General features: G+C 71.6%; 23 protein-coding genes and 1 pseudogene. 11 read left to right on the forward strand and 13 right to left on the reverse strand.

Annotated features, from left to right (window positions below):
* Window positions 1–57: 57 nt before the first annotated feature.
* Window positions 58–1,683 (reverse strand): peptide-N4-asparagine amidase, encoded by a 1,626-nt coding sequence (locus ACIRVH_RS22165; RefSeq protein ID WP_403955865.1) that lies wholly within the window; start codon window positions 1,681–1,683, stop codon window positions 58–60.
* Between the two features lie 58 nt (window positions 1,684–1,741).
* Window positions 1,742–2,440: a L,D-transpeptidase family protein gene (locus ACIRVH_RS22170; RefSeq protein ID WP_403955868.1), complete on the reverse strand. Its 699-nt coding sequence runs from the start codon at window positions 2,438–2,440 to the stop codon at window positions 1,742–1,744.
* Between the two features lie 268 nt (window positions 2,441–2,708).
* Between ACIRVH_RS22170 and ACIRVH_RS22175 the strand changes: the two genes are divergently transcribed.
* The 4 genes from ACIRVH_RS22175 to ACIRVH_RS22190 all read left to right on the forward strand — a co-directional run bounded on the left by ACIRVH_RS22175 (window position 2,709) and on the right by ACIRVH_RS22190 (window position 7,468).
* Complete coding sequence (locus ACIRVH_RS22175) at window positions 2,709–4,535, forward strand: ABC transporter transmembrane domain-containing protein (protein ID WP_403955870.1); 1,827 nt, start codon at window positions 2,709–2,711, stop codon at window positions 4,533–4,535.
* Window positions 4,532–6,349, forward strand: a complete 1,818-nt coding sequence (locus tag ACIRVH_RS22180) for an ABC transporter ATP-binding protein (protein ID WP_403955872.1) — start codon at window positions 4,532–4,534, stop codon at window positions 6,347–6,349. The genes ACIRVH_RS22175 and ACIRVH_RS22180 overlap by 4 nt, the downstream gene beginning before the upstream one ends.
* Window positions 6,350–6,694: 345 nt before the next feature.
* Window positions 6,695–7,162, forward strand: a complete 468-nt coding sequence (locus ACIRVH_RS22185) for a DUF5709 domain-containing protein (protein WP_403955874.1) — start codon at window positions 6,695–6,697, stop codon at window positions 7,160–7,162.
* Between the two features lie 42 nt (window positions 7,163–7,204).
* On the forward strand, window positions 7,205–7,468 hold the full coding sequence (locus ACIRVH_RS22190) for a type B 50S ribosomal protein L31 (RefSeq protein ID WP_403955876.1): 264 nt from the start codon (window positions 7,205–7,207) through the stop codon (window positions 7,466–7,468).
* A gap of 14 nt (window positions 7,469–7,482) precedes the next feature.
* Here the strand turns inward: ACIRVH_RS22190 and ACIRVH_RS22195 are convergent, their stop codons facing one another.
* Window positions 7,483–8,277 carry a metal-dependent hydrolase gene (locus ACIRVH_RS22195; protein ID WP_403955878.1) on the reverse strand — a complete coding sequence of 265 codons (795 nt, stop codon included), beginning with the start codon at window positions 8,275–8,277 and terminating at the stop codon, window positions 7,483–7,485.
* Between the two features lie 145 nt (window positions 8,278–8,422).
* Between ACIRVH_RS22195 and ACIRVH_RS22200 the strand changes: the two genes are divergently transcribed.
* Window positions 8,423–10,936 carry a DEAD/DEAH box helicase gene (locus tag ACIRVH_RS22200; protein ID WP_403955880.1) on the forward strand — a complete coding sequence of 838 codons (2,514 nt, stop codon included), beginning with the start codon at window positions 8,423–8,425 and terminating at the stop codon, window positions 10,934–10,936.
* A 19-nt stretch (window positions 10,937–10,955) separates the two neighbouring features.
* Window positions 10,956–11,822, forward strand: a complete 867-nt coding sequence (locus ACIRVH_RS22205; protein ID WP_403955882.1) for an acyl-CoA thioesterase — start codon at window positions 10,956–10,958, stop codon at window positions 11,820–11,822.
* An 8-nt stretch (window positions 11,823–11,830) separates the two neighbouring features.
* Here ACIRVH_RS22205 and ACIRVH_RS22210 read toward each other — a convergent pair whose 3' ends face one another.
* Both ACIRVH_RS22210 and ACIRVH_RS22215 read right to left on the reverse strand, forming a co-directional pair.
* A complete protein-coding gene (locus tag ACIRVH_RS22210; RefSeq protein ID WP_403955884.1) occupies window positions 11,831–12,760 on the reverse strand; it encodes a DUF6397 family protein in 930 nt (309 codons plus the stop codon).
* 126 nt (window positions 12,761–12,886) lie between these two features.
* Window positions 12,887–13,300: a roadblock/LC7 domain-containing protein gene (locus tag ACIRVH_RS22215; RefSeq protein WP_386581352.1), complete on the reverse strand. Its 414-nt coding sequence runs from the start codon at window positions 13,298–13,300 to the stop codon at window positions 12,887–12,889.
* Between the two features lie 92 nt (window positions 13,301–13,392).
* Between ACIRVH_RS22215 and ACIRVH_RS22220 the strand changes: the two genes are divergently transcribed.
* The gene (locus tag ACIRVH_RS22220; RefSeq protein WP_403955887.1) at window positions 13,393–13,821 is read left to right on the forward strand and encodes a PPOX class F420-dependent oxidoreductase; all 429 of its coding nucleotides are present in this window, start codon (window positions 13,393–13,395) and stop codon (window positions 13,819–13,821) included.
* A gap of 3 nt (window positions 13,822–13,824) precedes the next feature.
* Here ACIRVH_RS22220 and ACIRVH_RS22225 read toward each other — a convergent pair whose 3' ends face one another.
* The 5 genes from ACIRVH_RS22225 to ACIRVH_RS22245 form a co-directional block, all read right to left on the reverse strand.
* Window positions 13,825–14,427: a GTP-binding protein gene (locus ACIRVH_RS22225; protein ID WP_403955889.1), complete on the reverse strand. Its 603-nt coding sequence runs from the start codon at window positions 14,425–14,427 to the stop codon at window positions 13,825–13,827.
* Between the two features lie 194 nt (window positions 14,428–14,621).
* A complete protein-coding gene (locus tag ACIRVH_RS22230) occupies window positions 14,622–15,035 on the reverse strand; it encodes a DUF742 domain-containing protein (protein WP_403955891.1) in 414 nt (137 codons plus the stop codon).
* A 17-nt stretch (window positions 15,036–15,052) separates the two neighbouring features.
* Window positions 15,053–15,490: a roadblock/LC7 domain-containing protein gene (locus ACIRVH_RS22235; RefSeq protein WP_403955892.1), complete on the reverse strand. Its 438-nt coding sequence runs from the start codon at window positions 15,488–15,490 to the stop codon at window positions 15,053–15,055.
* On the reverse strand, window positions 15,487–18,009 hold the full coding sequence (locus tag ACIRVH_RS22240) for a nitrate- and nitrite sensing domain-containing protein (protein ID WP_403955894.1): 2,523 nt from the start codon (window positions 18,007–18,009) through the stop codon (window positions 15,487–15,489). Before ACIRVH_RS22240 ends, ACIRVH_RS22235 begins: the two co-directional genes overlap by 4 nt.
* Before the next feature lie 48 nt (window positions 18,010–18,057).
* A complete protein-coding gene (locus ACIRVH_RS22245) occupies window positions 18,058–18,831 on the reverse strand; it encodes an MHYT domain-containing protein (RefSeq protein WP_403955896.1) in 774 nt (257 codons plus the stop codon).
* 152 nt (window positions 18,832–18,983) lie between these two features.
* On the opposite strand from ACIRVH_RS22245, the gene ACIRVH_RS22250 reads away from it, so the two are divergent.
* Window positions 18,984–19,583, forward strand: coding sequence for a class I SAM-dependent methyltransferase (locus ACIRVH_RS22250; protein WP_403955898.1), 600 nt, complete (start codon window positions 18,984–18,986; stop codon window positions 19,581–19,583).
* Between the two features lie 13 nt (window positions 19,584–19,596).
* Here ACIRVH_RS22250 and ACIRVH_RS22255 read toward each other — a convergent pair whose 3' ends face one another.
* On the reverse strand, window positions 19,597–20,352 hold the full coding sequence (locus tag ACIRVH_RS22255) for an alpha/beta fold hydrolase (protein ID WP_403955900.1): 756 nt from the start codon (window positions 20,350–20,352) through the stop codon (window positions 19,597–19,599).
* Window positions 20,353–20,465: 113 nt separating this feature from the next.
* On the opposite strand from ACIRVH_RS22255, the gene ACIRVH_RS22260 reads away from it, so the two are divergent.
* The gene (locus ACIRVH_RS22260; protein ID WP_393478377.1) at window positions 20,466–20,999 is read left to right on the forward strand and encodes a PadR family transcriptional regulator; all 534 of its coding nucleotides are present in this window, start codon (window positions 20,466–20,468) and stop codon (window positions 20,997–20,999) included.
* On the opposite strand, the pseudogene ACIRVH_RS22265 reads toward ACIRVH_RS22260, so the two are convergent.
* Window positions 20,976–21,872, reverse strand: a pseudogene (locus ACIRVH_RS22265) (oxygenase MpaB family protein). The gene ACIRVH_RS22260 and the pseudogene ACIRVH_RS22265 overlap by 24 nt on opposite strands.
* 98 nt (window positions 21,873–21,970) lie before the next feature.
* Between ACIRVH_RS22265 and ACIRVH_RS22270 the strand changes: the two are divergent.
* Both ACIRVH_RS22270 and ACIRVH_RS22275 read left to right on the forward strand, forming a co-directional pair.
* Window positions 21,971–22,267 carry a hypothetical protein gene (locus ACIRVH_RS22270; protein WP_403955901.1) on the forward strand — a complete coding sequence of 99 codons (297 nt, stop codon included), beginning with the start codon at window positions 21,971–21,973 and terminating at the stop codon, window positions 22,265–22,267.
* A gap of 138 nt (window positions 22,268–22,405) precedes the next feature.
* Window positions 22,406–23,245: a hypothetical protein gene (locus tag ACIRVH_RS22275; RefSeq protein ID WP_403955903.1), complete on the forward strand. Its 840-nt coding sequence runs from the start codon at window positions 22,406–22,408 to the stop codon at window positions 23,243–23,245.
* 100 nt (window positions 23,246–23,345) lie between these two features.
* On the opposite strand, the gene ACIRVH_RS22280 is transcribed toward ACIRVH_RS22275, so the two are convergent.
* Window positions 23,346–23,528, reverse strand: a complete 183-nt coding sequence (locus tag ACIRVH_RS22280; RefSeq protein WP_381662715.1) for a hypothetical protein — start codon at window positions 23,526–23,528, stop codon at window positions 23,346–23,348.
* Window positions 23,529–23,673 lie beyond the last annotated feature (145 nt).

The raw sequence follows: 23,673 nt of genomic DNA on the forward strand, positions 1-23,673 counted from the left end.
CATGTGCGGACGCGGGTCAGCCGGCCTCGGGGCGGGGCGCAGCCCGCACCACCGGCCTCAGCAACGGCTGCGGTCCTCCGTCAGCACCCCTTGGACCGTGGTCAGCGAACGGTCGTAGCAGCCGTCCGAGCCGGTGAGGCGGTAGCGCTCGCTCGACGTACCGACCGCGTGCCGCTGGTCGCGCGGGACGTTGATCGTGTACGCCGCGTCGCCACTGTAGGTGTCGTCGAGCCGCGACCACGCGGTGCGCCGGCCGCCCTGCCGCTCCACGACCGTCGCCCGGTCGCCGAGGTCCAGCACGGTGCGCAGCCGGTCGTTCGCGCCCAGGGTCGTGGCGCCGTTCATGGTGTACGTCCGGTGCGTGCGCGTCGTTCGCGCGGGACCCTGCCCGTGCACGCTCACCGCCTGGTCGTCCGTCCAGGTCGCGTCGAGCCCGTCCGTGTTCTCGCCGTCGGTCCAGCGGTGCGCGGAGGTGTTCGCGAGCGTGCGGGTGACGGTGGTGGTCACGCGGCCGTGCGAGGTGTTCAGGTATCCGGAGACGGTGAGCCGGTGGCCTGCCACGGTGTCGACGCGGTTCTCCGAACCGGGTGTGTAGGTCGAGGAGTTGGCGATGTCGCTCGCCCGGTCCGTGGTGAGGGCACCGGTGACGTGGGCGCGGTGGGCGTCCTGCCAGACCAGGACGTTCACGGGCGCGCTCCAGCCGGACTGCCCCGCGGGCACTCCCACGACGGAGACCTCGACGCGGTGCGGGCGGCCGTCGTTCAGGAGTCCGGCGAAGGGCGTCAGGTCGTACTCGACGGGCCTGACGTCGAAGGCGCCCGGACCCGGGATGACGTACCAGAGGAAGGGGTTGGACCAGCCACCGGTCCACACGTTCGGGAACGGTGCGGCGATGCCGGCGAGCTGCCCGTCGACCTTGATCTGCACCTCGCGGTACGGCCCGTGGTCCGCCTTGCAGGAGTACGACGCCGGGTCGGCCACGGTCAGGTACCAGAACTCCTCGCAGCCGCCGCCGGATCCGGTGGCGTACACCTCGGCGACGATGCGCTCGCTGTTGCGCGGCGTGGTGAGGGTCGTGCCGTCGGGTGTGTCGGCCAGGGTGAGAACGCGGTCGGGCGCGGGCGTCTCCGCGCGGCCCGCGTAGAAGGTGAGTGTCACCTTGACGTCGATGGCGCCGGTGTAGGTGTCGTCCACGACGTTGCCGATGAGCATCTCGACGTCCTGCGGGCCGCGGAAGGTGTCGCTGTAGCGGGTGACGTCCTTCTCCACATGCCACTCGATGCCGTCCGGTGACGGCTCGGGCGTCGAGGTGCGCAGGATCTCGACCCCGCCGACGTGCAGATAGCCGAGGCGGTCGTACTGACGCCCCTTCACCTTGCCGTCGAGGCGCAGGACGACCTTGCTCCAGCGGTCGCCGCAGCCCTGGGGCGGCGTGTAGGCACCCCGGTAGGGCGTGAAGTCACGGAACTGGGCCTCGGCCAGGGTGACCCGGCAGGACTTGGTGTGCGGACGGTCGACGGGCGGGGCGGCGGTCACCGGGTCGTGCCAGTCGGTGCCGAACTCGGCCGGAACGTCGGTGGCGGCCTGGGGTGCGGCTTGCGCGGCAGTGACCCCGGAACCGAAGAACGTGCCCGCCAGGAGGGTCGCTCCGGCGAGCATGGACATGACTATCCGTCTTCTCATGGCCGGTGTTCTACGGGGAGTCGGGGCCGCCCCGCAATGAGGCGTCCCGCCATCCGTACTAGCTCATCAGGTCAGCCTTGTCCCCCATGACCACCACGGGATGCCGATCCGGGTCGAGCGTGCGCAGCAGGTACCGCATGGCCGACCGGGACATGCTGACGCAGCCCGACGTACCGCTGCCGTGGTCCATGTGCAGCCAGATGCTCCCGCCCTTCTCCTCGCCCTGGGGGCGCGTCGGATCGTTCGGCGGGGTGCCCTTGACCCGGTTGTAGTCGATGGCGATGACGTAGTCGAAGTCGTGCCAGTGCGACTTGGCCCACCAGCGCGGGACGGTGAAGGCAGCGTCCTGTGTGTACGGCAGTGCGGCGCCCGGATCCTTGAGCACGCCGCCGGCGTCGGTGAGGGTGAACACGCCGACGGGGCTGCGCCGGTCACCGGAGTGGTGGTCGGTGGTCCAGCCCTTCTTGCCGTTGTGGGCCGACCAACTGCGGATCCGCTGCCATGCCTCGCCGCTCTTGGCGTAGAGCACGACCGTGGAGTCCGCCGAGTCCTTGCCCTCGCCGTAGACGGCCACCACCTGCTGGGAGTCGGCCGGAATCCGCCGCTGGAGGCCGGCGCCGACGCCCGGGATGCTGCGCGGGTCACGGCCGGCCGTGCCGGACTGCCGGGCCTGGCCGCCGGGTTCCGGGTCGGCGTGGCCGCGTCCCTCCGCCCCGCACGCGGACAGGGCCGCAAGGAGGGTTCCGAAAGCTGCCATCGCCATGGTCACGCGCCGCACACCGTCTATCCGCACGTGACCATGATGACATCACGTATCGGCCGAACGAGCGGCCCTCCGGGCGCTCGCGGCACCGGACGACGGGGCTCCCGGACGTGCGCCGCTCCGGGCGACGGCACCTGGCCGGAACCCGGTGGATTTCGCAGGCCGTCGGGGAAAACCGGTTGAAAATCACCACTCTGCGACGCGACCCTTTCACGGTTTGTTCCCGCCTCCCGTCCTCCCTGACACGAGCCACTGGGACGTCATGCAGATTCAAGACCTTCCGTATTCCGACCCCGGCGTGCCGGACGCACGTTCGGGTCCTCGACTCATGTGGTGGCTCTGGCGCAACCAGATGGGCGGCCAGCTCAAGTCGCTCGCCTGGGGCCTGCTGCACTTCGTCGCCGTGTCCGCCCTGCCCTTCTTCGTCGGCCTCGCCGTCGAGGCCGTCATCGACCACTCGGGCACCCGGCTCGCCCTGACGGGTGTTCTGATGCTGCTGTGCGGCACGGCCATCGCCGTCGGCGACACCTTCCTGCACCGGACCGCCGTCACCAACTGGATCACCGCCGCCGCCCGGATCCAGCAGTTGCTGGCCCGCAAGGCGGCCCAGCTCGGCTCCGCGCTGACCCGGCGGGTCGCGGCCGGCGAAGTGGTGGCCGTCTCCACCGGCGACGTGGAGAAGATCGGCTGGTTCGTCGAGGCCGTCTCCCGCTTCACCGCCGCCGCGCTGACCGTCGTCGTGGTCTGCGTGGGCCTGGTCGTCTACCAGCCCGCCCTCGGTGTGGTCGTGGCCGTGGGCCTGCCGATCGTCGCGCTCGCCGTGCTGCCACTGCTGCCCAGGGCCACCCGTCGCGCCGACATCCAGCGCGAAAAGGCGGGCCGGGCCACCGAACTGGCCTCGGACACCGTCGCCGGGCTGCGCGTGCTGCGCGGGATCGGCGGCGAGGAGCTGTTCCTCGACCGTTACCGCCGCGCCTCGCAGGAGGTACGCCACGCGGCCGTGCGCAGCGCCCGGATGTGGTCGCTGATCTCCGCGGTCCAGGTGTTGCTGCCCGGACTGCTGCTGGTCGTGGTCGTCTGGCACGGCATCCACCTGGCCCGCCAGGACCGGATCACGGTCGGCGAACTCGTCACCGTCTACAGCGCGGTCATGGTCCTCAACTACCCGCTGCGGCACTTCGAGGAGATCGCCATGGCGTACTCCTTCTCACGGCCCTCGGCCAAACGGGCAGCGCGCGTGCTGTCGCTGGAGCGGTCCACGGACTCCGAAGGCTCCCGCGCGGCCGCGGTGCCGAGCGGCGACCTGTACGACCCGGCCACCGGTCTGCTCGCGGCCTCCGGCCGGTTCACCGCGGTGGTGTGCGGCGACCCCGACGCGGCCGGGCGACTCGCGGAGCGGCTGGGCGGCCACCCCGCCGAGCCGGGCCCGGCGGTGCTGCTCGGCGGGGTGCCGCTCGACGACCTCCCCCTCGACAGCGCCCGCACCGCCGTCCTCGTCCAGGACAAGGACCCGGTGCTGCTGTCCGGCTCGCTCCACGAACTGCTCGATGTGCCCTCCTCCGGTGCGGTGCGCGCCGAGGACGCGCTGGCGGCCGCGCAGTGCGAGGACGTCCTGGACGCCCTGGTCCAGGGGTCGTTGGACGTCGCCGACCCGATGGACGCCCGCATCACCGAGCGCGGCCGCTCCCTGTCGGGCGGCCAGCGGCAGCGGCTCGCACTGGCCCGGTCCCTGATCGCCGACCCCGAGGTGCTGGTACTGGACGAGCCGACCTCCGCGGTCGACTCGCACACCGAGGCCCGGATCGCGGACGGGCTGCGCAGGCTGCGCTCGAGCCGGACGACGGTGGTGTTCACGTCCTCTCCGCTGCTGCTGGACCGCGCGGACCGGGTCGCCCTCGTCCACCGGGACGAGGTGGTCGCGGTCGGCCTGCACCGCGAGCTGATCGACACCGAACCGCGGTACCGGGCCGTGGTGACGCGCGAGACCGACGAGGAGTTGGCCGCGGCCGACGCGGATACGGCCCTGGCCGACGGGGGCGCCCTCCTGGGTGCCTTCGACAAGCTGGAAGAGATCGAGGAGAGCGCATGATCGGCGTTGCGCCACCGGCGTACGATCCGGCGGCCCCGACGACCGCCACCACCCTGCCCGTCGGCGCGGCCTCGACCGTGCGCGCTTATGTGTCCGAGCTGTTCCGCCGGCACCGCCGGGCCTTCCTGCTCCTCATCGCCGTCAACACCGTGGCCGTGGTCGCCTCCATGGTGGGCCCGTACCTGCTCGGCGCCCTCGTCGAGCAGGTGTCGGACGGCGCACGGGAACTTCATCTGGGCCTGATCGCCGGGCTGTTCGGGTGCGCCCTGCTCGTGCAGGCCCTGTTCGTCCTGCAGGTGCGGCTGCGTGGTGCGGTGCTCGGCGAGCGGATGCTGGCCGACCTGCGCGAGGACTTCCTCGTCCGCTCGGTGGGGCTGCCGCCGGGCGTGCTGGAGCGGGCGGGCACGGGTGACCTGCTCTCCCGCATCACCACCGACATCGACCGCCTCGGCAACGCCATGCGGGAGGCCGTACCGCAGCTGGCGATCGGTGTCGTGTGGGCGCTGCTGCTGCTCGGCGGGCTCGTCGTGACGGCCCCGCCGCTGGCGGCCGCCGTACTGCTCGCGGTACCGGTGCTGTTCGCGGGGTGCCGCTGGTACTTCAAGCGGGCGCCCTCGGGCTACCGCTCCGAGTCCGCCGGCTACGCCGCCGTCGCCGCCGCGCTCGCCGAGACCGTGGACGCGGGCCACACCATCGAGGCGCACCGCCTGGGCGCCCGGCGCATCGCCCTGTCGGAGCGGCGGATCAAGGAGTGGACCGCCTGGGAGCGGTACACGCTCTGGCTGCGGTCCGTGCTCTTCCCGGTGATCAACGCCGTCCACGTCATCGTGCTCGGCTCGGTCCTCATGGTCGGCGGTGCGTTCGTGCTCCAGGGCTGGATCGGGGTGGGTCAGCTGACGACGGGCGCGCTCATCGCGCAGATGCTCGTCGACCCGGTGAACCTGATCCTGCGCTGGTACGACGAGGTGCAGGTGGCCCAGGTGTCGCTCGCCCGGCTGGTCGGTGTCCGGGACATCGAGCCGGACGCCGGGGACGCCTCGCTGGCGCCCGGTGGACGGGACGTGCACGCCGACCGGGTGCACTTCGGCTACCGCGAGGGCGTCGACGTCCTGCGCAAGGTCTCCCTGGAGGTCGCCCCGGGCACCAGGCTGGCGCTGGTCGGCCCCTCCGGTGCGGGCAAGTCCACCCTGGGCAGGCTGCTCGCCGGCATCTACGCACCCCGGGACGGCCGTATCACCCTCGGTGGCGCGGAACTGTCCCGGATGCCGGCGGAACGCGTCCGTTCGCACGTCGCCCTCGTCAACCAGGAGCACCACGTCTTCGTCGGCTCCCTGCGCGACAACCTCCTGCTGGCCCTCCCCCACTCTCGACTTCGCTCGAGCGGGGGGACCCCCATCGGCAGCCACGACGCCGAGCTGTGGGCGGCGCTGGGCGCGGTCGACGCGGACGGCTGGGCGCGGGCGCTGGACGACGGGCTGGACACCGACGTCGGCTCCGGCGGACTGGCGCTCACTCCGGCGCAGGCCCAGCAGATCGCGCTGGCCCGGCTGGTGCTGGCCGACCCGCACACCCTGGTCCTGGACGAGGCGACCTCGCTGCTCGACCCCCGGGCGGCCCGCCACCTGGAACGCTCCCTGGCTCGCGTCCTCGACGGCCGCACGGTGGTTGCCATCGCCCACCGCCTGCACACCGCCCACGACGCCGATGTGATCGCCGTCGTGGAGAACGGCCGCATCAGTGAGCTGGGCAGCCACGAGGAGCTGGTCGCGGCGGACGGTGCGTACGCGGCGCTGTGGCGGTCGTGGCACGGCTGAGTGCTCGCGGGCAGGGCCTGAGGATCGTGTCGCCGCAATTGTGGCGACACGGACGGTGACCGCACACACGATGTCGCGGACAGTGACCGCGTGGGCCGGACGGGGGTGGGTGGGTGACCCCGGGAAGAAGCGGAGAGGCGGGGCCTGGCGGGGGCGCGCGGCCACAGGCCAGCGCCCGTGCCGTTGCGCAGTGCCGATCAGGGGTGGAAGGCTGGATAGCGGCACCGGCTCGGGGAACGGCTGGGACCCCTTTGGTTCCGGCCGCGTGAAACCCGTGCCGAGCGTGCCGGCGGCGCCCTGCCCCTCGCCGGGGCACGAGGCCGTCCTCACCACCTGGAGGTACCCGTGGACAGCGCCGACGGATGGGGGGACGACGTCTACCAGCCCGATGCCTCGGAGGTCCGGGAGGACTCGGGTGTGCTCGACGTCGAGGACACACTGGACTTCGACGGCGTCGACGACCCGCTGGACCGCGGCTGGTCCCCTCCGGAGCGGCCGTGGGCGGTGGAGCACAGCGGGGTGACGGCGAACGAACGCCTGTCCGGGGAGACGCTGGACCAGCGGCTCGCCGAGGAGCTGCCGGACACGGTCGCACCCGACAGCGACGGCATCGGCGACTGCGAGGCCGACGGTGAACTCCTCGACAACGAGGTCGGTGCGCGCCGCTCCGGCCGTCTGGTCGCCCCAGACGAGGGCGCCCACGAGGACGAGGAGAGCGCCCTCATCGCCACCGACGTCGGCATCGACGGAGCCGCCGCCTCCGCCGAGGAAGCCGCGATGCACATCGTCGACGAGGACTCCCTCTCCGGCTGACCAGGACGCCCCCTGCCCGACCGCCCCGCGCGAGGAGCCGCCATGCAGCAGGACAAGCACCCCGAGTACCACGCCGTGGTCTTCCGCGACCGCGCCGCCGGGTACGCCTTCCTCACCCGCTCCACGGCCAGCAGCGAGCAGACCATCGAGTGGGACGACGGCGAGACCTACCCGGTGATCGACGTGGAGATCTCCTCCGAGAGCCACCCCTTCTACACGGGCAAGGCCCGCACGGTGGACACCGAGGGCCGCCTCGCCCGGTTCGAGCGCCGGTACGGCGGGTCGGAGCCGGGCGAGGCGGGCTGACGCTGCCGGGAGCGTCAGATCACGTTGAGGGCCGCGGCGCAGCCCACTCCCCCGAGCAGCATGAACACCGGCATCAGCACCTTCAGCTCGACCCAGCTGCCGGCCCGGAACCGCATCACCTTCGGCGGCCCCAGCGGGTACCAACGCTTGCGGCCCACCGGAATCGGCCACAGGATCGGGCAGCCGGACACCGTCAGCGCGTCCCCGATGTCGTGCACCAGCGCGCCCAGCACGATCGGCAGCCCCAGCCACAGGTACTCCTGCCCCGGCGCGGTGAACAGCCAGTCGGAGCCGTTGCCCGGCTTGTCCAGGATCCCCGCGAGGATCCAGGCACTCGTCGCCGCGAGCAGCCATACCAGGACATCGCTGCTGGAGCCCCGGGCCGCCCGCCACAGCAGACCTTCGATCGCCAGGACCATGTGCACGAAGAGGATCGCCAGTACCGCCCACCGGCCACCGGCGATCGCCACCGCGGAGCTGCCGGCACCGATGAGGACCGCCCACAGCCAGGTGTGCGTGAGCGTGCGGTGGCCGCCCGAGCGCCGCGCGTCGCCCTTCTTCCTGGTCGACTTGTAGACGGCGTACGACAGCTTGTCCACGATCTCGCAGAGCCATCGCGAGGCCGGCCCGAAGGCCCGCGAGATGGTGGCCGCCTTGTGGTCGAGGTCCGGGGCGAGCGCCGCACCGGCACAGATCAGCGCACCGACGAGCAGGACCGGCCAGGGCATCGGGTGCCCGGCCGCGGCGGCCGCCGCTCCTACGCCGAGCCAGGCCGCAGCCCCCGACAGTGAGTGTGCTGGTCCCATCATGGCCGCTTACCGCCCCATTCCTCGTGTGCCGCTGTCCAGTTGACCCGGTGCACTGACGCGCCGTCGGCGACACAGCGTAGCGGCCGTGATCTTCGTACTCGCAGCCGATTCCCCTCTCGGGCTGAAGGCCAGGCAAGATGGGTGCGTGACCCTCATCGATCAGCTGCCGCCGACCGCCGACCCCGACGCCCTGTACGAAGCCTTCGAGTCGTGGGCGCAGGAGCGCGGTCTCACGCTCTACCCCCACCAGGAGGAGGCGCTGATCGAGGCGGTCTCCGGGGCGAACGTGATCGTCTCGACGCCCACCGGCTCGGGCAAGAGCATGATCGCGGCGGGCGCGCACTTCGCCGCGCTGGCCCGGGACGAGGTCACCTTCTACACGGCTCCGATCAAGGCGTTGGTGTCGGAGAAGTTCTTCGAGCTGTGCAAGCTCTTCGGCACCGAGAACGTCGGCATGCTGACCGGCGACGCGTCCGTGAACGCCGACGCGCCCGTGATCTGCTGCACCGCCGAGGTGCTGGCGTCGATCGCACTGCGCGACGGCAAGAACGCGGACGTCGGCCAGGTCGTGATGGACGAGTTCCACTTCTACGCGGAGGGCGACCGCGGCTGGGCCTGGCAGATCCCGCTGCTGGAACTCCCGCAGGCGCAGTTCATCCTCATGTCGGCCACTTTGGGCGATGTGTCGTTCTTCGAGAAGGACCTCGCCCGCCGTACCGGCCGCCCCACCGCGGTGGTCCGTTCTGCCACCCGCCCGGTGCCCCTCTCCTACGAGTACCAGCTGACCCCGCTCACCGAGACGCTCACCGATCTGCTGGAGACCAAGCAGGCCCCGGTGTACATCGTCCACTTCACCCAGGCGCAGGCGGTGGAGCGGGCGCAGGCACTGATGAGCATCAACATGTGCTCGCGCGAGGAGAAGGACCAGATCGCCGAGCTGATCGGCAACTTCCGCTTCACCACCAAGTTCGGCCGCAACCTCTCCCGTTACGTCCGGCACGGCATCGGCGTGCATCACGCCGGCATGCTGCCCAAGTACCGGCGCCTGGTGGAGAAGCTCGCCCAGGCCGGCCTGCTCAAGGTCATCTGCGGCACGGACACGCTCGGCGTGGGTGTCAACGTGCCCATCCGGACGGTGCTGTTCACCGCACTGACCAAGTACGACGGCAGCCGGGTGCGCACGCTGCGGGCCCGCGAGTTCCACCAGATCGCGGGCCGGGCCGGCCGGGCCGGTTTCGACACGGCGGGACTCGTCGTGGCGCAGGCACCCGAGCACGTCATCGAGAACGAGAAGGCCCTCACCAAGGCCGGCGACGATCCGAAGAAGCGCCGCAAGGTGGTGCGCAAGAAGGCGCCGGAGGGCTTCGTCGGCTGGACGGAGAACACCTTCGAGAAGCTGATCGCGTCCGAACCCGAGCCGCTCACGTCGCGGTTCCGGGTGACCCACACGATGCTGCTGTCGGTGATCGCCCGTCCCGGCAACGCCTTCGAGGCGATGCGCCACCTCCTGGAGGACAACCACGAGCCGCGCAGGCAGCAGCTGCGGCACATCCGGCGGGCGATCGCGATCTACCGGTCGCTGCTGGACGGCGGGATCGTGGAGAAGCTCGACAAGCCGGACGCGGAGGGCCGCATCGTGCGGCTCACGGTCGACCTCCAGCAGGACTTCGCCCTCAACCAGCCGCTGTCCACGTTCGCGTTGGCCTCCTTCGAACTGCTCGACCCCGATTCGCCGTCGTACGCCCTCGACATGGTGTCCGTGGTCGAGTCCACTCTGGACGACCCCCGGCAGATCCTCGTCGCCCAGCAGAACAAGGCGCGCGGCGAGGCCGTGGCCGCGATGAAGGCCGACGGTGTCGAGTACGAGGAGCGCATGGAGCGTCTCCAGGACGTCTCGTACCCGAAGCCGTTGGAAGAGCTGCTCTTCCACGCGTACAACACCTACCGCAAGAGCCACCCGTGGGTCGGCGACCACCCGCTGTCGCCCAAGTCCGTCATCCGGGACATGTACGAACGGGCGATGTCCTTCACCGAGCTGGTGTCCTTCTACGAGCTGGCCCGCACCGAGGGCATCGTGCTGCGCTACCTCGCCAGCGCCTACAAGACCCTCGACCACACCATCCCGGACGACCTGAAGTCCGAGGATCTCCAGGACCTGATCGAGTGGCTCGGCGAGATGGTGCGCCAGGTGGACTCCAGCCTGCTCGACGAGTGGGAGCAGCTGGCCAACCCGGAGGAGATGACCGCCGAGGAGGCGCAGGAGAAGGCCGACGAGGTCAAGCCGGTCACGACCAACGCCCGCGCCTTCCGGGTCCTGGTCCGCAACGCCATGTTCCGCCGCGTGGAGCTGGCCGCCCTCGACCAGGTCGAGGACCTGGGCGAGATGGACGCCGAGGCCGGCTGGGACGCGGAGGCGTGGGGCGAGGCGATGGACAAGTACTGGGACGAGTACGACGACCTCGGCACCGGCCCCAACGCCCGCGGCCCCAAGCTGCTGGTCATCAAGGAGGAGCCGGAGAACGGCCTCTGGCGCGTCCGCCAGATCTTCGACGACCCGAACGGCGACCACGACTGGGGCATCAGCGCGGAGATCGACCTGGCTGCCTCCGACGCCGAGGGCCGTGCCGTCGTGCGCGTCACCGAAGTCGGCCAGCTGTGACCACAGGAGATTCCCAGCGATGACGAACCCGGCCGAGAGACTCGTCGACCTGCTCGACCTGGAGCAGATCGAGGTCAACATCTTCCGTGGCCGAAGCCCGCAGGAGTCCCTGCAGCGGGTCTTCGGCGGCCAGGTGGCGGGCCAGGCACTGGTCGCCGCCGGACGCACCACGGACGGCGAACGCCCGGTGCACTCGCTGCACGCGTACTTCCTGCGCCCGGGCCGGCCGGGCGTGCCCATCGTGTACCAGGTGGAACGGGTCCGCGACGGCCGGTCGTTCACGACGCGCCGGGTCACGGCGGTGCAGCAGGGCCGCACGATCTTCAATCTGACCGCCTCCTTTCACAAGCCTGAGGAAGGACCGTTCGAGCACCAGCTGCCGCCGGCCCGAGAGGTTCCGGACCCGGAGTCCCTGCCGACGGTGACCGATGAGATCCGCAAGCATCTGGGCGCGCTGCCGGAGCAGCTGGAGCGGATGGCGCGCCGCCAGCCCTTCGACATCCGTTACGTCGACCGGCTGCGCTGGCACGCCGAGGAGATCGAGGGGGGCGAGCCCCGTAGTGCCGTGTGGATGCGCGCGGTCGGTCCGCTCGGTGACGACCCGCTGGTGCACACGTGCGCGCTGACCTACGCCAGCGACATGACCCTCCTGGACGCGGTCCGCATCCCGGTCGAACCCCTGTGGGCCGCACGGAACTTCGACATGGCCTCGCTGGACCACGCCATGTGGTTCCACCGGCCGTTCCGCGCGGACGAGTGGTTCCTGTACGACCAGGAGTCCCCGATCGCCACCGGCGGGCGTGGTCTGGCCCGCGGGCGCATCTACGACCTGCAGGGGCGGCTGCTCGTCTCGGTCGTCCAGGAGGGCCTGTTCCGGGCCCTGTAGCGCGGGGCTCAGACCCCGGCGGGCCGGGGGTTTCTGCGGCGGAGCCACGCCCGCAGTCCGCGGGTCGGTCGCGGTGCCTCCGGCCGCGAGTCGTGGGCCTCGGGTGTGGTCGGCGGGGTCGACCGTGGCATGCGCACGGTGGTGTGCCGAGCGGCCGGGCGCGGGGCCGGTGCGTGGGCGCGTGCCTGCTGCACCGCGTGCGCCAGGTCGCTGCGCAGCCAGCCGATCTCGTCCGGGTCCTGCGCCGTCATCAGCTGCTCGGCAAGATGCGCGGACGGTGATCCCGGCGCTCCCTGGTCGAGCGGAGCGGGCCGGAAGCGGTTCAGTTGGGCACGCTCGTAGGGGTCCTTGACCACGTCCGCGACGTCGACGAGCGGGAGGAAGGCGGCCACGACCCCGGCACGCGCCCAGGAGCCTTCGGACTGCCTTGTCAGAAATCCGAGTTGCCGTCCCCGCCAGTTGCGGGCCCGAAGATCGACCCCGGCCGCCAGTTGCCCCCTGAGGCTCTCGGGCGTGCGCCCCCTGAGCAGGTGTGCGTTCTCCGCACCGGCCGTGAACTGCCGTAGTTCCTCTGCCAGATAGAGCCAGACCACAGCTCGGTAGCGGTTCAGGTAAAAACGCACCGGTACCAGCAGACCCAGTCGGGCGAGCCGAGTGAACCTGCCCGCCGGGATCTCCATGAGCGCGGCGCCCTCCGCCGTACCCACGACGTGGAGGCGCTCACGGAGCGTGTCGGGGAAGCCGTCCTGGGTGCGCAGCCTGTCGATCTCGGTCCGTTCGACCCGGCGGCCCCCGCCTCCGCCCTCGTCGGGCACGGTCCGGATACGGCCGAGATGGACGGCGAGGTCGAACTCGCGGCGCCGTAGCCCCAGTTCACGAGATGCGCGGCTCTGCGTGCAGGTGAGGGTGCGGGCGGGGACGAAGGTGCTTCCCGACATGGTCGTACTCCCCCGTGGAGTCGATGGCTCACGCCCTGCGCGTTCGCCGTGCACACACCGTAGCCGGATCGGCACACATCGTGGCGAGGCTGTGGATAACTCCACGGCGCGAGACAAAGACGCAGGTCAGAGATCCGACAGTGGAGCGCGATCGGGTTGCCGGGCATCCACCCCGAGGTGTTCGCCGACCCGGTTGACGAGCAGGGTCATCTCATAGGCGATCTGACCGATGTCGGCCTCCGCGCCGCTGAGCACGCACAGGCAGCTGCCGGTGCCGGCGGCGGTCACGAACAGCACGGCGTCGTCGTACTCGATCATCGTCTGACGCACCCTGCCCGCGCCGAAGTGGCGCCCCGACCCCTTCGCGAGGCTGTGCAGCCCGGACGCGACCGCGGCCAGATGCTCGGCGTCCTCGCGGCGAAGGCCGGTGCTCGCTCCCGTGACCAGACCGTCGTTGGACAGGACCAGCGCGTGCCGCACATGGTCCACCCGCCCGGTCAGATCGTCCAGGAGCCAGCCGAGTCCCTGGTTCTGCGCCATGTTCCGTCTCCCCGTGTGACGTCTCCCCCTGGCTGGAGGAACCGTTCGCCAGCCTTCCCCACGACCGGCCTGCGGGCAAGCAGGATGGGCGTATGGCACAGAAGATGACCGATGAGGAATGGCGGGCGTTCGTCTCGTACGGCACCCGAACCGGCAAGCTGTCCACCGTCAGCGCCGATGGGAGCCCACATGTGGCTCCGGTCTGGTTCCTGCTCGACGGGGACGACGTGGTCTTCAACACCGGTAAGGAAACCGTGAAAGGGCGCAATCTCGCCCGTGACGGACGGATCGCCCTGTGTGTGGACGACGACCGGCCGCCGTTCCACTTCGTGGTGCTGCACGGGCGCGCCCGGCTGTCGGAGGAGCTGGACGAGGTGCGCCTTTGGGCCACCCGCATCGCCGCGCGCTACATGGGTGAGGAGCGCGCGGAAGAGTTCGGCGCCCGCAACGGTGTCCCCGGCGAGTTGCTGGTCCGGGTCGCCGTGGAAAAGGTGGTGGCGCTGAAGGATCTGACCGGCTGAGGCTCAGCCCACCGAATCGAGGAGTCGGGCGGTGTGCATCCGCCCGGCGTACTCGACGAGGCGGATCAGTACCTCCTTGCCGGAGTCCCGGTCGCGCGCGTCGCACAGGACCACGGGTGTTCCCCGGTCCAGGTCGAGGGCCCTGGAGACGTCGTGGGCGCCGTAGCTGCGCGCTCCGGCGAAGCAGTTGACGGCCACCACGAACGGGATGCGCCGGTGCTCGAAGTAGTCGACGGCCGGGAAGCAGTCCTCCAGGCGGCGGGTGTCGGCGAGGACCACGGCACCGAGGGCCCCCTGTGCCAGTTCGTCCCACAGGAACCAGAAGCGGTCCTGCCCCGGTGTGCCGAAGAGGTACAGGGAGAGGCCGGAGCGGATGGTGATGCGCCCGAAGTCCATGGCGACGGTCGTGGTGACCTTCTGGTCCACGCCGCCGGTGTCGTCCACCAGCTGGCCGGCTTCGCTGAGCAGTTCCTCGGTGCGCAACGGGCGGATCTCGCTGACGGCCCCGACGAGGGTCGTCTTGCCGACACCGAAGCCGCCGGCGACCAGTATCTTCAGCGCCAGGGCAGACATGTCGCCGGCGGCGTCGGAGTGCTCGGAGGCCATGATCACTTCTCTCGGGAGGGCCAGCGGTCGGTGTCGGGCTGCTCGGGACAGGAAGTCAGCATCATGACAACTCCGGTAGCCCTGCGGGGGATTGGACCGGAACACGCCTGATGTGACCGTTTCGCGCCCGGTCGGTTCCGGAACGCGCACGGAACGGGATGCCGTGAGGCGCCCGTCGGATTCTGAACGTTCATCTAGAGCGCCCGCAGCCCCTCGATGACCTCACGGAGAATGCGTTCGTCCGGCAGGTGGGCCGGGGGCACCGGGCGGCTGACGGTGACGCAGCCCAGTTCCAGGAGGTCACCGAGGAGCACCCGGACCACGCCCACCGGAAGGTCCGCGTCGGCCGCGAGTTCGGCGACGGACTGCGTCTCGATGCGGCACAGGTCGACCAGGGCGCGGTGTTCGGGGCCGAGCAAGGTGTCGTCGTCCACCGCGGGTGCGGCGGGGTCGAGGCTGACGAGGGCGATCAGGTCGAAGCGCACTCCGGCGGGGCCGGACTGGGTGCGTCCGCCGGTCATGGCGTAGGGGCGGACCAGGGGCCCGGCCTCGCCGTCGTACCACTGGCTGCCCTGCTCGCTCAGGCCGCCGCTCGGGTTCTCGGTCATGGGTGCCGCCTTCCGGCTCATCCCGCGGCAGGCGGCTTGGCGGCGACGCGGGGCGCTGAGCACAGGTGCTCGCCCACGCGCTTGACCAGCCGTGCCATCTCGTAGGCGACCAGGCCGATGTCGGCGGTGACGGCGGTGAGCACCGCGAGGCAGGAGCCTTCGCCGGCCGCGGCCACGAAAAGGAAGGCGTCGTCCATCTCCACCATGGTCTGGCGCACACCGCCCGCCCCGAAATGCCGTCCCGCGCCCTTGGCGAGACTGTTGAAGCCGGAGGCCACGGCCGCGAGATGTTCCGCGTCCGCCCGCGCGAGGGCGGTGGAGGCACCGACGGCCAGGCCGTCGTTGGACAGCACGACGGCGTGCCGTACCTCGCGCACCCGCATCACCAGGTCGTCCAGCAGCCAGTCGAGTTCACCGGATCGCTGGGCGGCACTCATGCTCGGGTCCTGGATCATGCCGGGTCTCCTTCAGTGCTGTCACTGCCCGTTTCGGGCTCCGGGGCGGCGCCGCGGCCGGGTTGCCTGCCACCGCCGCGGGCCCAACCCGCGCGATAGGCCGCCATGCGGTCCCGTACGAGTTCGGGGGTGCGCCGGTCGTCGCCGCGCGGGTCGGGTTCCGGCGCCGTCTCTTCGGAGCGCTGACGGCGGAGTTGGGGCGCGAGGCTCGCCTGACGCACGCGACGTGGAAGGTTTTCGGAGGATTCGGAGTCGTTCGGAGGGCGGTGCAGCCTCAAGGTGGTGACTCCGGGTGGCGGGGGTTCGTGCGCGGGGGTCGAGGGGGCCGGGGCACTGGCCGCGAGGGCGGGCCGTCCGTTCTGCGCGGTGACCTCGGAGGGAGGCGGGGGCGCGTCGGGCACGGGCGCGTACGCGCGCGACTGTTCCGGCCCTGCCGGTGCCTCCTCCTGGGCGGGGCGTTCGGCGGCGCGGGTGTGCAACAGGGCGGTGGGCACCAGGACGACCGCGGTGGTGCCGCCGTAGGGGGAGGTGCGCAGGTGCACCTTGATGCCGTGCCGGGCGGCCAGCCTGCTGACCACGAACAGTCCGAGGCGGTCGCTGTCGAACAGGTCCAGGGCCTCCGACTGATCGATCCGCCGGTTGGCCTCCGCGAGCGTGTCGGCACCCATGCCGAGGCCGCGGTCCTCGACTTCGAGGGCGTAGCCGTTGCCGACGGGTTCTCCCGTGACGCGCACGCGCGTGTGGGGCGGCGAGAACTGGGCGGCGTTCTCGACGAGTTCGGCGAGCAGGTGGGTGACGTCGGCGACTGCCGCGCCGATGACGGACGCCTCGGGGAGCTGGCGCACCTCCACGCGCGCGTAGTCCTCGATCTCGGAGACGGCGGCGCGTACGACGTTCGTGAGGGACACCGGCATGCGCCAGGCCCGGCCGGGTGCGGCTCCGGAGAGAATGATCAGGCTCTCGGCGTGGCGCCGCATCCGGGTGGTGAGGTGGTCGAGGCGGAAGAGATCGCTCAGCTCGTCGGGGTCGTCGGAGCGGCGCTCCATGCTGTCCAGGAGGCTGAGCTGGCGGTGGACGAGCACCTGGCTGCGGCGGGCCAGATTGACGAAGACTCCGGAGATGCCGTTGGCGAGCTCGGCGCGCTCGACCGCTGCGTGCAGGGCGGCGCGGTGCACCGTGGTCAGGGCCTCGGCGACCTGGCCGGTCTCGTCCTCGGCGGGTGGTCCGGCAGGCGCCTCGGCCTGGATGTCGATCTCCTCGCCGGTGCGCAGCTTCCGCATCGCCGCGGGGAGTTTGCGGCGGGCGATCTCCAGAGCGTCGTTGCGCAGGCTGACCAGCTCGACCACGAGGGCCCGTCCGATGCGGACGGAGATGACGAGCGAGGCGGCGACGGCGGCGAGGCCGAAGAGCACCGCGGCGCCGGCGGGACTGAGGAAGCCGCGTGTGAACGGGTCGGCGCGGCCCGCGACGGCTCGGCCGGTGTCCCTCGCGATGGTCCCCATCGTGTCCTGCACGCGCGCGTGGGCGGTGTTCCAGGCGCTCGACGGTGCGGTGTCCACCGCCTTGGCACCGGTGCCGGCGGTGATGATCCTGTCCTCCGTGGCGGTGAGGCCGGTATAGGCGCTGCTGCCGGCCAGCTCGCGCCAGGCGGCGCGCTGGGTGCCGGGCAGGTCGGCCACGGCCGCCTCGGAGAAGGTCCGGCGCGTGGCGACGGCCGCGCCGAACAGCCGCAGCCGTTCGCCTTGCAGGCCGGCGGCCGGGCGCGCGCCGCCGAGGATCGCGTCCTCCTGGGCCAGCGCCTCGGCGGCGCGGGAGAATTCGAGCAGCACGCGCGCGTCGGAGCCGACGTCGGCCTGCTGGACGCCGGTGAGGGCGCCGTCCACCGTGAAGGCCGTACCGATGGCGTTCGTGTACTGCGCGTACACCTGGCTCCAGCCTGCCCTGTGGTCGAGTACGGCGGTCCTCAGCGCGCGCAGGTGCTCGGCGCCGGTGACGAAGTCCTCCAGGCGTCCGCCGACTCCGACGGGCAGTTCCTGGCTGTCGGCGACGGTGTTGCCGTGGCCGAGCCGCAGCTTGGCCACCGCACGGTCGGTACGGGCGCCGAGGCCTTCGAGGTCGTCCCCGCGTTCCGCGCCCGGGTCGGCGGCATAGCGCACGGCCGCGGCCCGCTCGGTCTGCAGTGCTGCGACGGCTGCGGCCACAGGGGCGCGCAGTTCGGCGTCGACCCGCTGGGACTGCCGCAGCCGGGCGACGTCCTGGACGGTGCTGACGGTGGCGTACGCCCATAGGGCGAGCAGGGAGATGACGGGCACCATCAGCAGGCAGACCACCTTGGCACGCACCGTGCGGGCGCGCATGCGCCAACGGCCCGCGCGCGGGGGTGCGTTCTCCGGCAGCGTGTCGAGGGGCCCGCCCTCCTCCTCGTCGGCCGGTGGTCCGGCGTGCGCGCGGCGGCCGCGGGGCGGGGGCGGGGACTGTGCCGGGGTGCCGGCTCTGGGGGTGCTACGGGGTGGGCGCATGGCCTCCTCGCTCGGGACGTGGGTCGGGGCTCCGGGGCCGGGCTCGCGCTAGCGGGCGACGCTCTGGACGGGCCGCTGGGCCGAGGCGGACGCCTCGCGTTCGCCGGCCGTGGGCGAGAGGGCGACGAAGGCGGAGGTGAGGAACAGATAGGACCCGAGGCCGACGGCGAGGGGGAAGATGAACTGCATCGCCGTGGCCCCGGGCAGAACCTCGCCGGAGGGGGTGACGCGCACACTCACCGCGAACATCCCGGTGTAGTGCATGCTGCTGACGGCCGCCCCCATGACGAGGGAGGCGAGGGTGACCGCGAGGGGTGACTTGATGTTGAGCCCCGCCCACAGGGCCGCTGTCGCCGCCACGACGGCGATCAGGACCGAGAGTCCGACGAGGACGGGGTCGTAGTGCACTTGACCGTGCAGCCGTACCGCGGACATGCCCAGGTAGTGCATGCTCGCGACGCCCAGCCCGGTGGTGAGCCCGCCGAGGAAGAGCGCCCGGTTGCGGTCCTTGCTGTACCCGACGGCGAAGACGCCGGCACAGACGACGACCATGGCGACGACGAGACTCAGGATGGTCAGCGGCACGTCGTAGCGGATGTCGGTGCCGCTGACGCGGAAGCCGAGCATGGCCACGAAGTGCATGGTCCAGATGCCCGTCCCGATCGCGGAGGCGGCGGTGACGAGCCAGTTGCGGCGCGACCGGCCGGTGGTGGCGAGCGCGCGCACGGTGCAGCGCAGTCCCAGTGCGGCGCCTATGCAGGCCATCACGTACGACAGCGCGGGGGTCAGCCAGCCGAAGGCGGCGTGGTCCAGGTGTCCCATGGCCCCGGGACGCTAGTCGGGGCAGGGGCGCACGAAGGGGGCGCATTTCGAAAGGTGTTGGAATATGACACAGAGAGGCGATGGAACGATCGCGTCCAGCTCGAACATGCGCGCAGGCACGTCCCCCGTGACGGTGAGGGATCATGCGGGGCATGAGCGACGACCACACGCATGTCCAGGAGTTCTTCACCGCCCGCGCCGCCGACTGGGACAGCAGGTTCCCCGACGACGGTCCCGCCTACGCGGCCGCCGTCGCGAACCTCGGCCTGCGCCAGGGTGACCGCGTGCTCGACGCCGGTTGCGGCACCGGACGCGCCCTTGCGCCCTTGCGTGCCGCCGTGGGGCCGTCCGGCGTGGTGGCCGGGGTCGATCTGACTCCGGCGATGCTCCAGGCCGCCGCGCGGGCCGGGCGCCACCAGGTGGGGCGGCTCCTGCTCGCGGACGTCGCCGCCCTGCCGCTGCGCTCGGGTTCGATGGACGCCGTGTTCGCGGCGGGCCTGATCGCGCACCTGCCCAAGCCCTCCGAGAACCTGCGGGAGCTGGTCCGCGTGGTGCGGCCGGGCGGGACGCTCGCGCTGTTCCATCCCATCGGCCGGGCGGCCCTGGCGGCGCGTCAGGGGCGGCAGATCACCCCCGACGACCTGCGGGCCGAGGCCAATCTCTGCCCTCTCCTGGCCCGCTCGGGATGGCGCATGACGTCGTACGTCGACGAGGATGCCCGTTTCCTCGCTCTGGCGGTGCGGGAGAGCTGACGGCCGGGGCGGATCAGTTCCGCCCCGCCACGGTGGCCGCGAAGGCGTCGGGGTTGTCGAACATGACGTTGTGCCCGGCGCCGGGCACCGTCACCACGCGGACCCCGGCCGCCTCCAGGTCCACCCTGCCCGGGAGTTCGCCGCTGTGCTCGCCCTGAAGGTAGACGCGGTCGATCGCCAGGCCTTCCAGCAGGGTCCGCATCACGGGGTCCGACCCGCGCCGCAGACCGACCGCGCTGCGGTGCAGTGCACGTGGATCGGCCAGCCGCATCGTGGCCGCCCACAGCGGGCCCACGGCCTCCAGCACACGCGCGTACCGCTCCTCGACGAACTCGTCCTCCCCGTAGGCAGCGATGCCGCTGCTCGCCGCCGTCTGCGGCGGGAAGGCGTCCAGATTGGCTTCCGTGAGGACCAGCCGGGAGACGAGGTCGGGCCTCCGGTGGGCGAGCACGATGGCGACGGCGCCGCCCATGCTGTGCGCGATCAGCTCGGCACCATTGACGCCGGCCTGGTCCAGTGCGGCCGCTACGGCGTCGGCGTTCTCCTCCAGCGTGTAGCCGAAGTGCTCGGGCCGGTCGCTGATGCCGTGCCCGGGAAGATCCACGAACAGGCTGCGCCTGCCCGCGAGTTCGGGGCGGGCCGCGATGTGCGCGTGGTACACGGAGGAAACCGATCCCAGTCCGTGCAGGTACACGCGCGCGGGCCCCTCACCGAGCACCGCCGTCCATCGGATCCGGCTCCCCTTGTTGTCGAATTCGGCCTGCTTCACGGTGCCCCTCCCTGATGCCTGCGATGAGCACCCAAGATACATCGACACCGATGTATAGCGGAGACAGAATATCGGGGCCCCGCTGTACAGCGGGCATACGAGAGAATGCGGGCATGCTGGAACTCGCCATCCTCGGTTTCCTGTACGACGCCCCGCTGCACGGCTACGTCCTGCGGAGGCACATCGCCGCGCTCACCGGGCACGTGCGGCCCGTCGCCGAGAGCACGCTGTACCCGGCGATCAAACGGCTGGAGAAGGCGGGCCTGCTGGCGCGGGCCACCGAGCCCGGTGCCGTGGCCGCGCCGCGTCACGTGCTGACGCTCACCGAGGAGGGCAGGCAGGAGCTGCGGCGCCGCCTCGCCGACCCCGGGCAGCGCGAGATCACCGACGAGAACCACTGGTTCACGCTGCTCGCGTTCCTGCGCCACCTGGACGACCCGGCGGCCCAGGCGGCCGTACTACGGCGCCGGCTGGCCTTCCTGGAGGAACCGGCGAGCTTCTTCTACGACGGCGACCGGCCGCTGGCCGCCGAGGAACTGGACGACCCGTTCCGGCGCGGGGTGCTCAAGATCGCACGTGCCACGAGCCGCGCCGAACTCACCTGGCTGCGCGAGACTCTCGCCTCACTCGAGGCTGTCGGCCGCTGAGGTGTCCAGTTGCCGTACCGGGCAGCCGGCCATTCCCGGGACCGGACGGGTGCCCAGGTCGGCCGGCCGGTAGCCGTTCGGATGGCCCTTGATCTCCCAGTTCTGCCGTGCGAAGTGCGGCGTGCGGCGCGGCGGCAGCAGCCGACCACGTGTGCGCACCACGCGGCGCACGAGCGAGGACGTGGCCGGGCTCGGCGGCACGTAGTGGAAGGCGCGCAGCAGCGGCTCGTCGAAGAGAGCGAGGGTGGCCGTGCGCAGCAGCGGTGCCAGCGGGCGGGGGTACCAGGACGCCATCAGGTCGAGTGTGGCGTCGGACACACGCCGGCCCTGCGCGTCCCAGTCGAAGTGCGCCTCTTCGTAGGAGTCGAGGAGCGCTTCGAACTCCTCGTAGGTCTCGGGGATGCCGGGGATGCCCAGGTGCCGGCCGAGGGTGCGGTAGTACTCGGTGGTGGCGATGACCTCGTGCCGGGACAGGCGACGCCAGCCGTAGGTGTCGATCCACCGCCTGGGCACCACCACGAAGGTGGACAGCACGTAGCGCATGTCGTCGTCGCTGATGTCGTAGCTGCGGTGCATCTGGTTGATGCGGCGGATCGCCGTGCGGCCCTCGTCGGCGGTGAAGCCGTGCTCCACGCCGGTGTCGAGGAGCAGCACGGTGTCGTCGTAACGCTTCTGAGTACGCTCGGTCAGCTCCGCGGTCTGCGCCAGCAGCCGCCCGATGCCGGGCACGGCGTAGGTGCGGTACAGAGCCGGCTCCAAGGCGCGCGTGTAGTCCCAGGGGAATTCGAACGCCACGCCGAGTCGCTAGATCTCAAGAGCGTCCGCGACCGGATCCATCCGACGGATCTGCTCCAGCCGCTCGAAGCGCTTCACCGCGCCGTCCCCCTTCTGTCGCCGAAGCTCCAACTCTAGGTTGAACAAGAGCAAGTGAGCGATCAGTGACGACCCCGTTCAGGGGGAAGGTGGGGCACGTGTTCGACGTGATGCGCAAGTACGCCGCCAGATTCCGTACCACCTCGCGCGCGGAGGCGGTGGACACTCGGGACCGGCGAGCACACAACTTGTTCGAAGCGGCGGCCGCCTATGTGGCGGCCTGCGCGGAGGACGATCAGGACAGGATCGACGAGGCGGCGGCATGGGTGTCTCCCGAGGCGCTGTCGTTCGGGGTGAACGAGCTGGCGTGCCGGGCCGTCATCGCGCTCGCCCGGGAGCGCGACGAGTCGCCCGGGGCGGTGGCCCGCGACCTTCTCGGGCTGCCGTCGGCCTGAAAGGCGGACCCCGACGGTGGTCATTTCGCCCCCGTCCAGGTGGAAACCTGCAGCTCCGCGTGGTGTGCGGAGTCGTGACAAGTGGCTTCCGCTCGCACTAGGGTGCCCGCCGATGGACGAACCACTGGGGAGGCAGGGATGGCCGGGACGGACGATGAGGCCGTCGCCGCCGCGGACGAGGCGCTGTACGTGCTCACGGCGGTGCTGCTGACGCCGGCACAGTTTCCGAGCGTGCTGGGCGACGACTACCCGGAGGCCTGCGCGACGCTTGACCTCGCGCCGCGCGCCGACGGGTACGGCCTGGTGCTCGGGCAGGACGGTGAGGGCGCCCGGTGGACGGTCGTCATCGACGACGTCTCGCTGGTCGCCGTGGCGATCGCGTCCTGGGACTGCGGCATGGAGTACGAGCTGTCGCCGGACGAGCGCACGGTCGTGACGGCCCTGCCGGGCTGGCCGCTGGCGGTCGCCGTCGCCGCGCCCGGTGTGCCCGCGCCGCACGACCCCGACCCCGAGGTCGGGGAGGGGCCCGCCCTGACCCCGCCGGACACCAGTTCCTGGGGTCCGGCCCAGCGGCGTCTGGGCGCCGACGAGATCGCGCTGCAGTGGGCGGTCTGGCGGGAGCAGATCGGCGACGCCGACCTCCCCTCGTCCGAGCGGGCAGAGACGGCGGAGGCCGCGGCGGACGACGAGGAGAACGCACCGAAGAGTGGCCACCAGGGCGTCCGACGGGTGCTCGCGGAGGCGCGTGCCTACGTCGACTCTCCGCCGCCGCTGGGCCGGGTGCGCTCGTCGTTCGCCCCGGGCGACGCCCGGATGCTGCGCGCCGACGGCCCCGGATGGTCGATGGTGGCGCGCACCGACGACATCGCGTTCGTCCTGCTCGACGAGGAGCCCGGGGAGGTCCTGCCGGTGGGCCGGGGCCCCGAACTGCCCGGTCTCCTGGCGGCGCTCGACAAGATGGCTGTACGGCCCAGCTGACCCCGCGGGGGCCGCTCCCTCCGCGGAGGTGCGGCCCCCCACGGCCCGCGGAGCGTCCGCGGCCGCCCCGGCGAACGGACCTGGTCCGTTCGCCGGTCTCTCAGCGGCCGAGCTCCTTGCGTCCGACCCGGCGGAGCCTGCGCCGCTGCGAGGGGTCCAGCGCCAGGTACGCGGCGGCCGGAACCCCCACCACGATGAGGAACGCCACCCACCAGGGCAGCCATATCAGCAGGATGAGTCCGACCGCCACACCCCCTGCGGCGATCTTCGCGTTCTTGGACATGAGCGTCGCCTCCTTCGCGGCCACTGCCGCTCTCTGCTCTGAAAACGGCCCCGCGTTCCCGGCGGTTCCGAAGCTCGACCCTGAGACATCCCTGAGACGCGCCCCTTAGTGGTCCAGGTCACAGCGTAAGCCTTCGAGGTGGGCT

The organism is Streptomyces sp. NPDC101165 (assembly GCF_044768135.1).
In the GTDB taxonomy this organism is placed as follows: domain Bacteria; phylum Actinomycetota; class Actinomycetes; order Streptomycetales; family Streptomycetaceae; genus Streptomyces.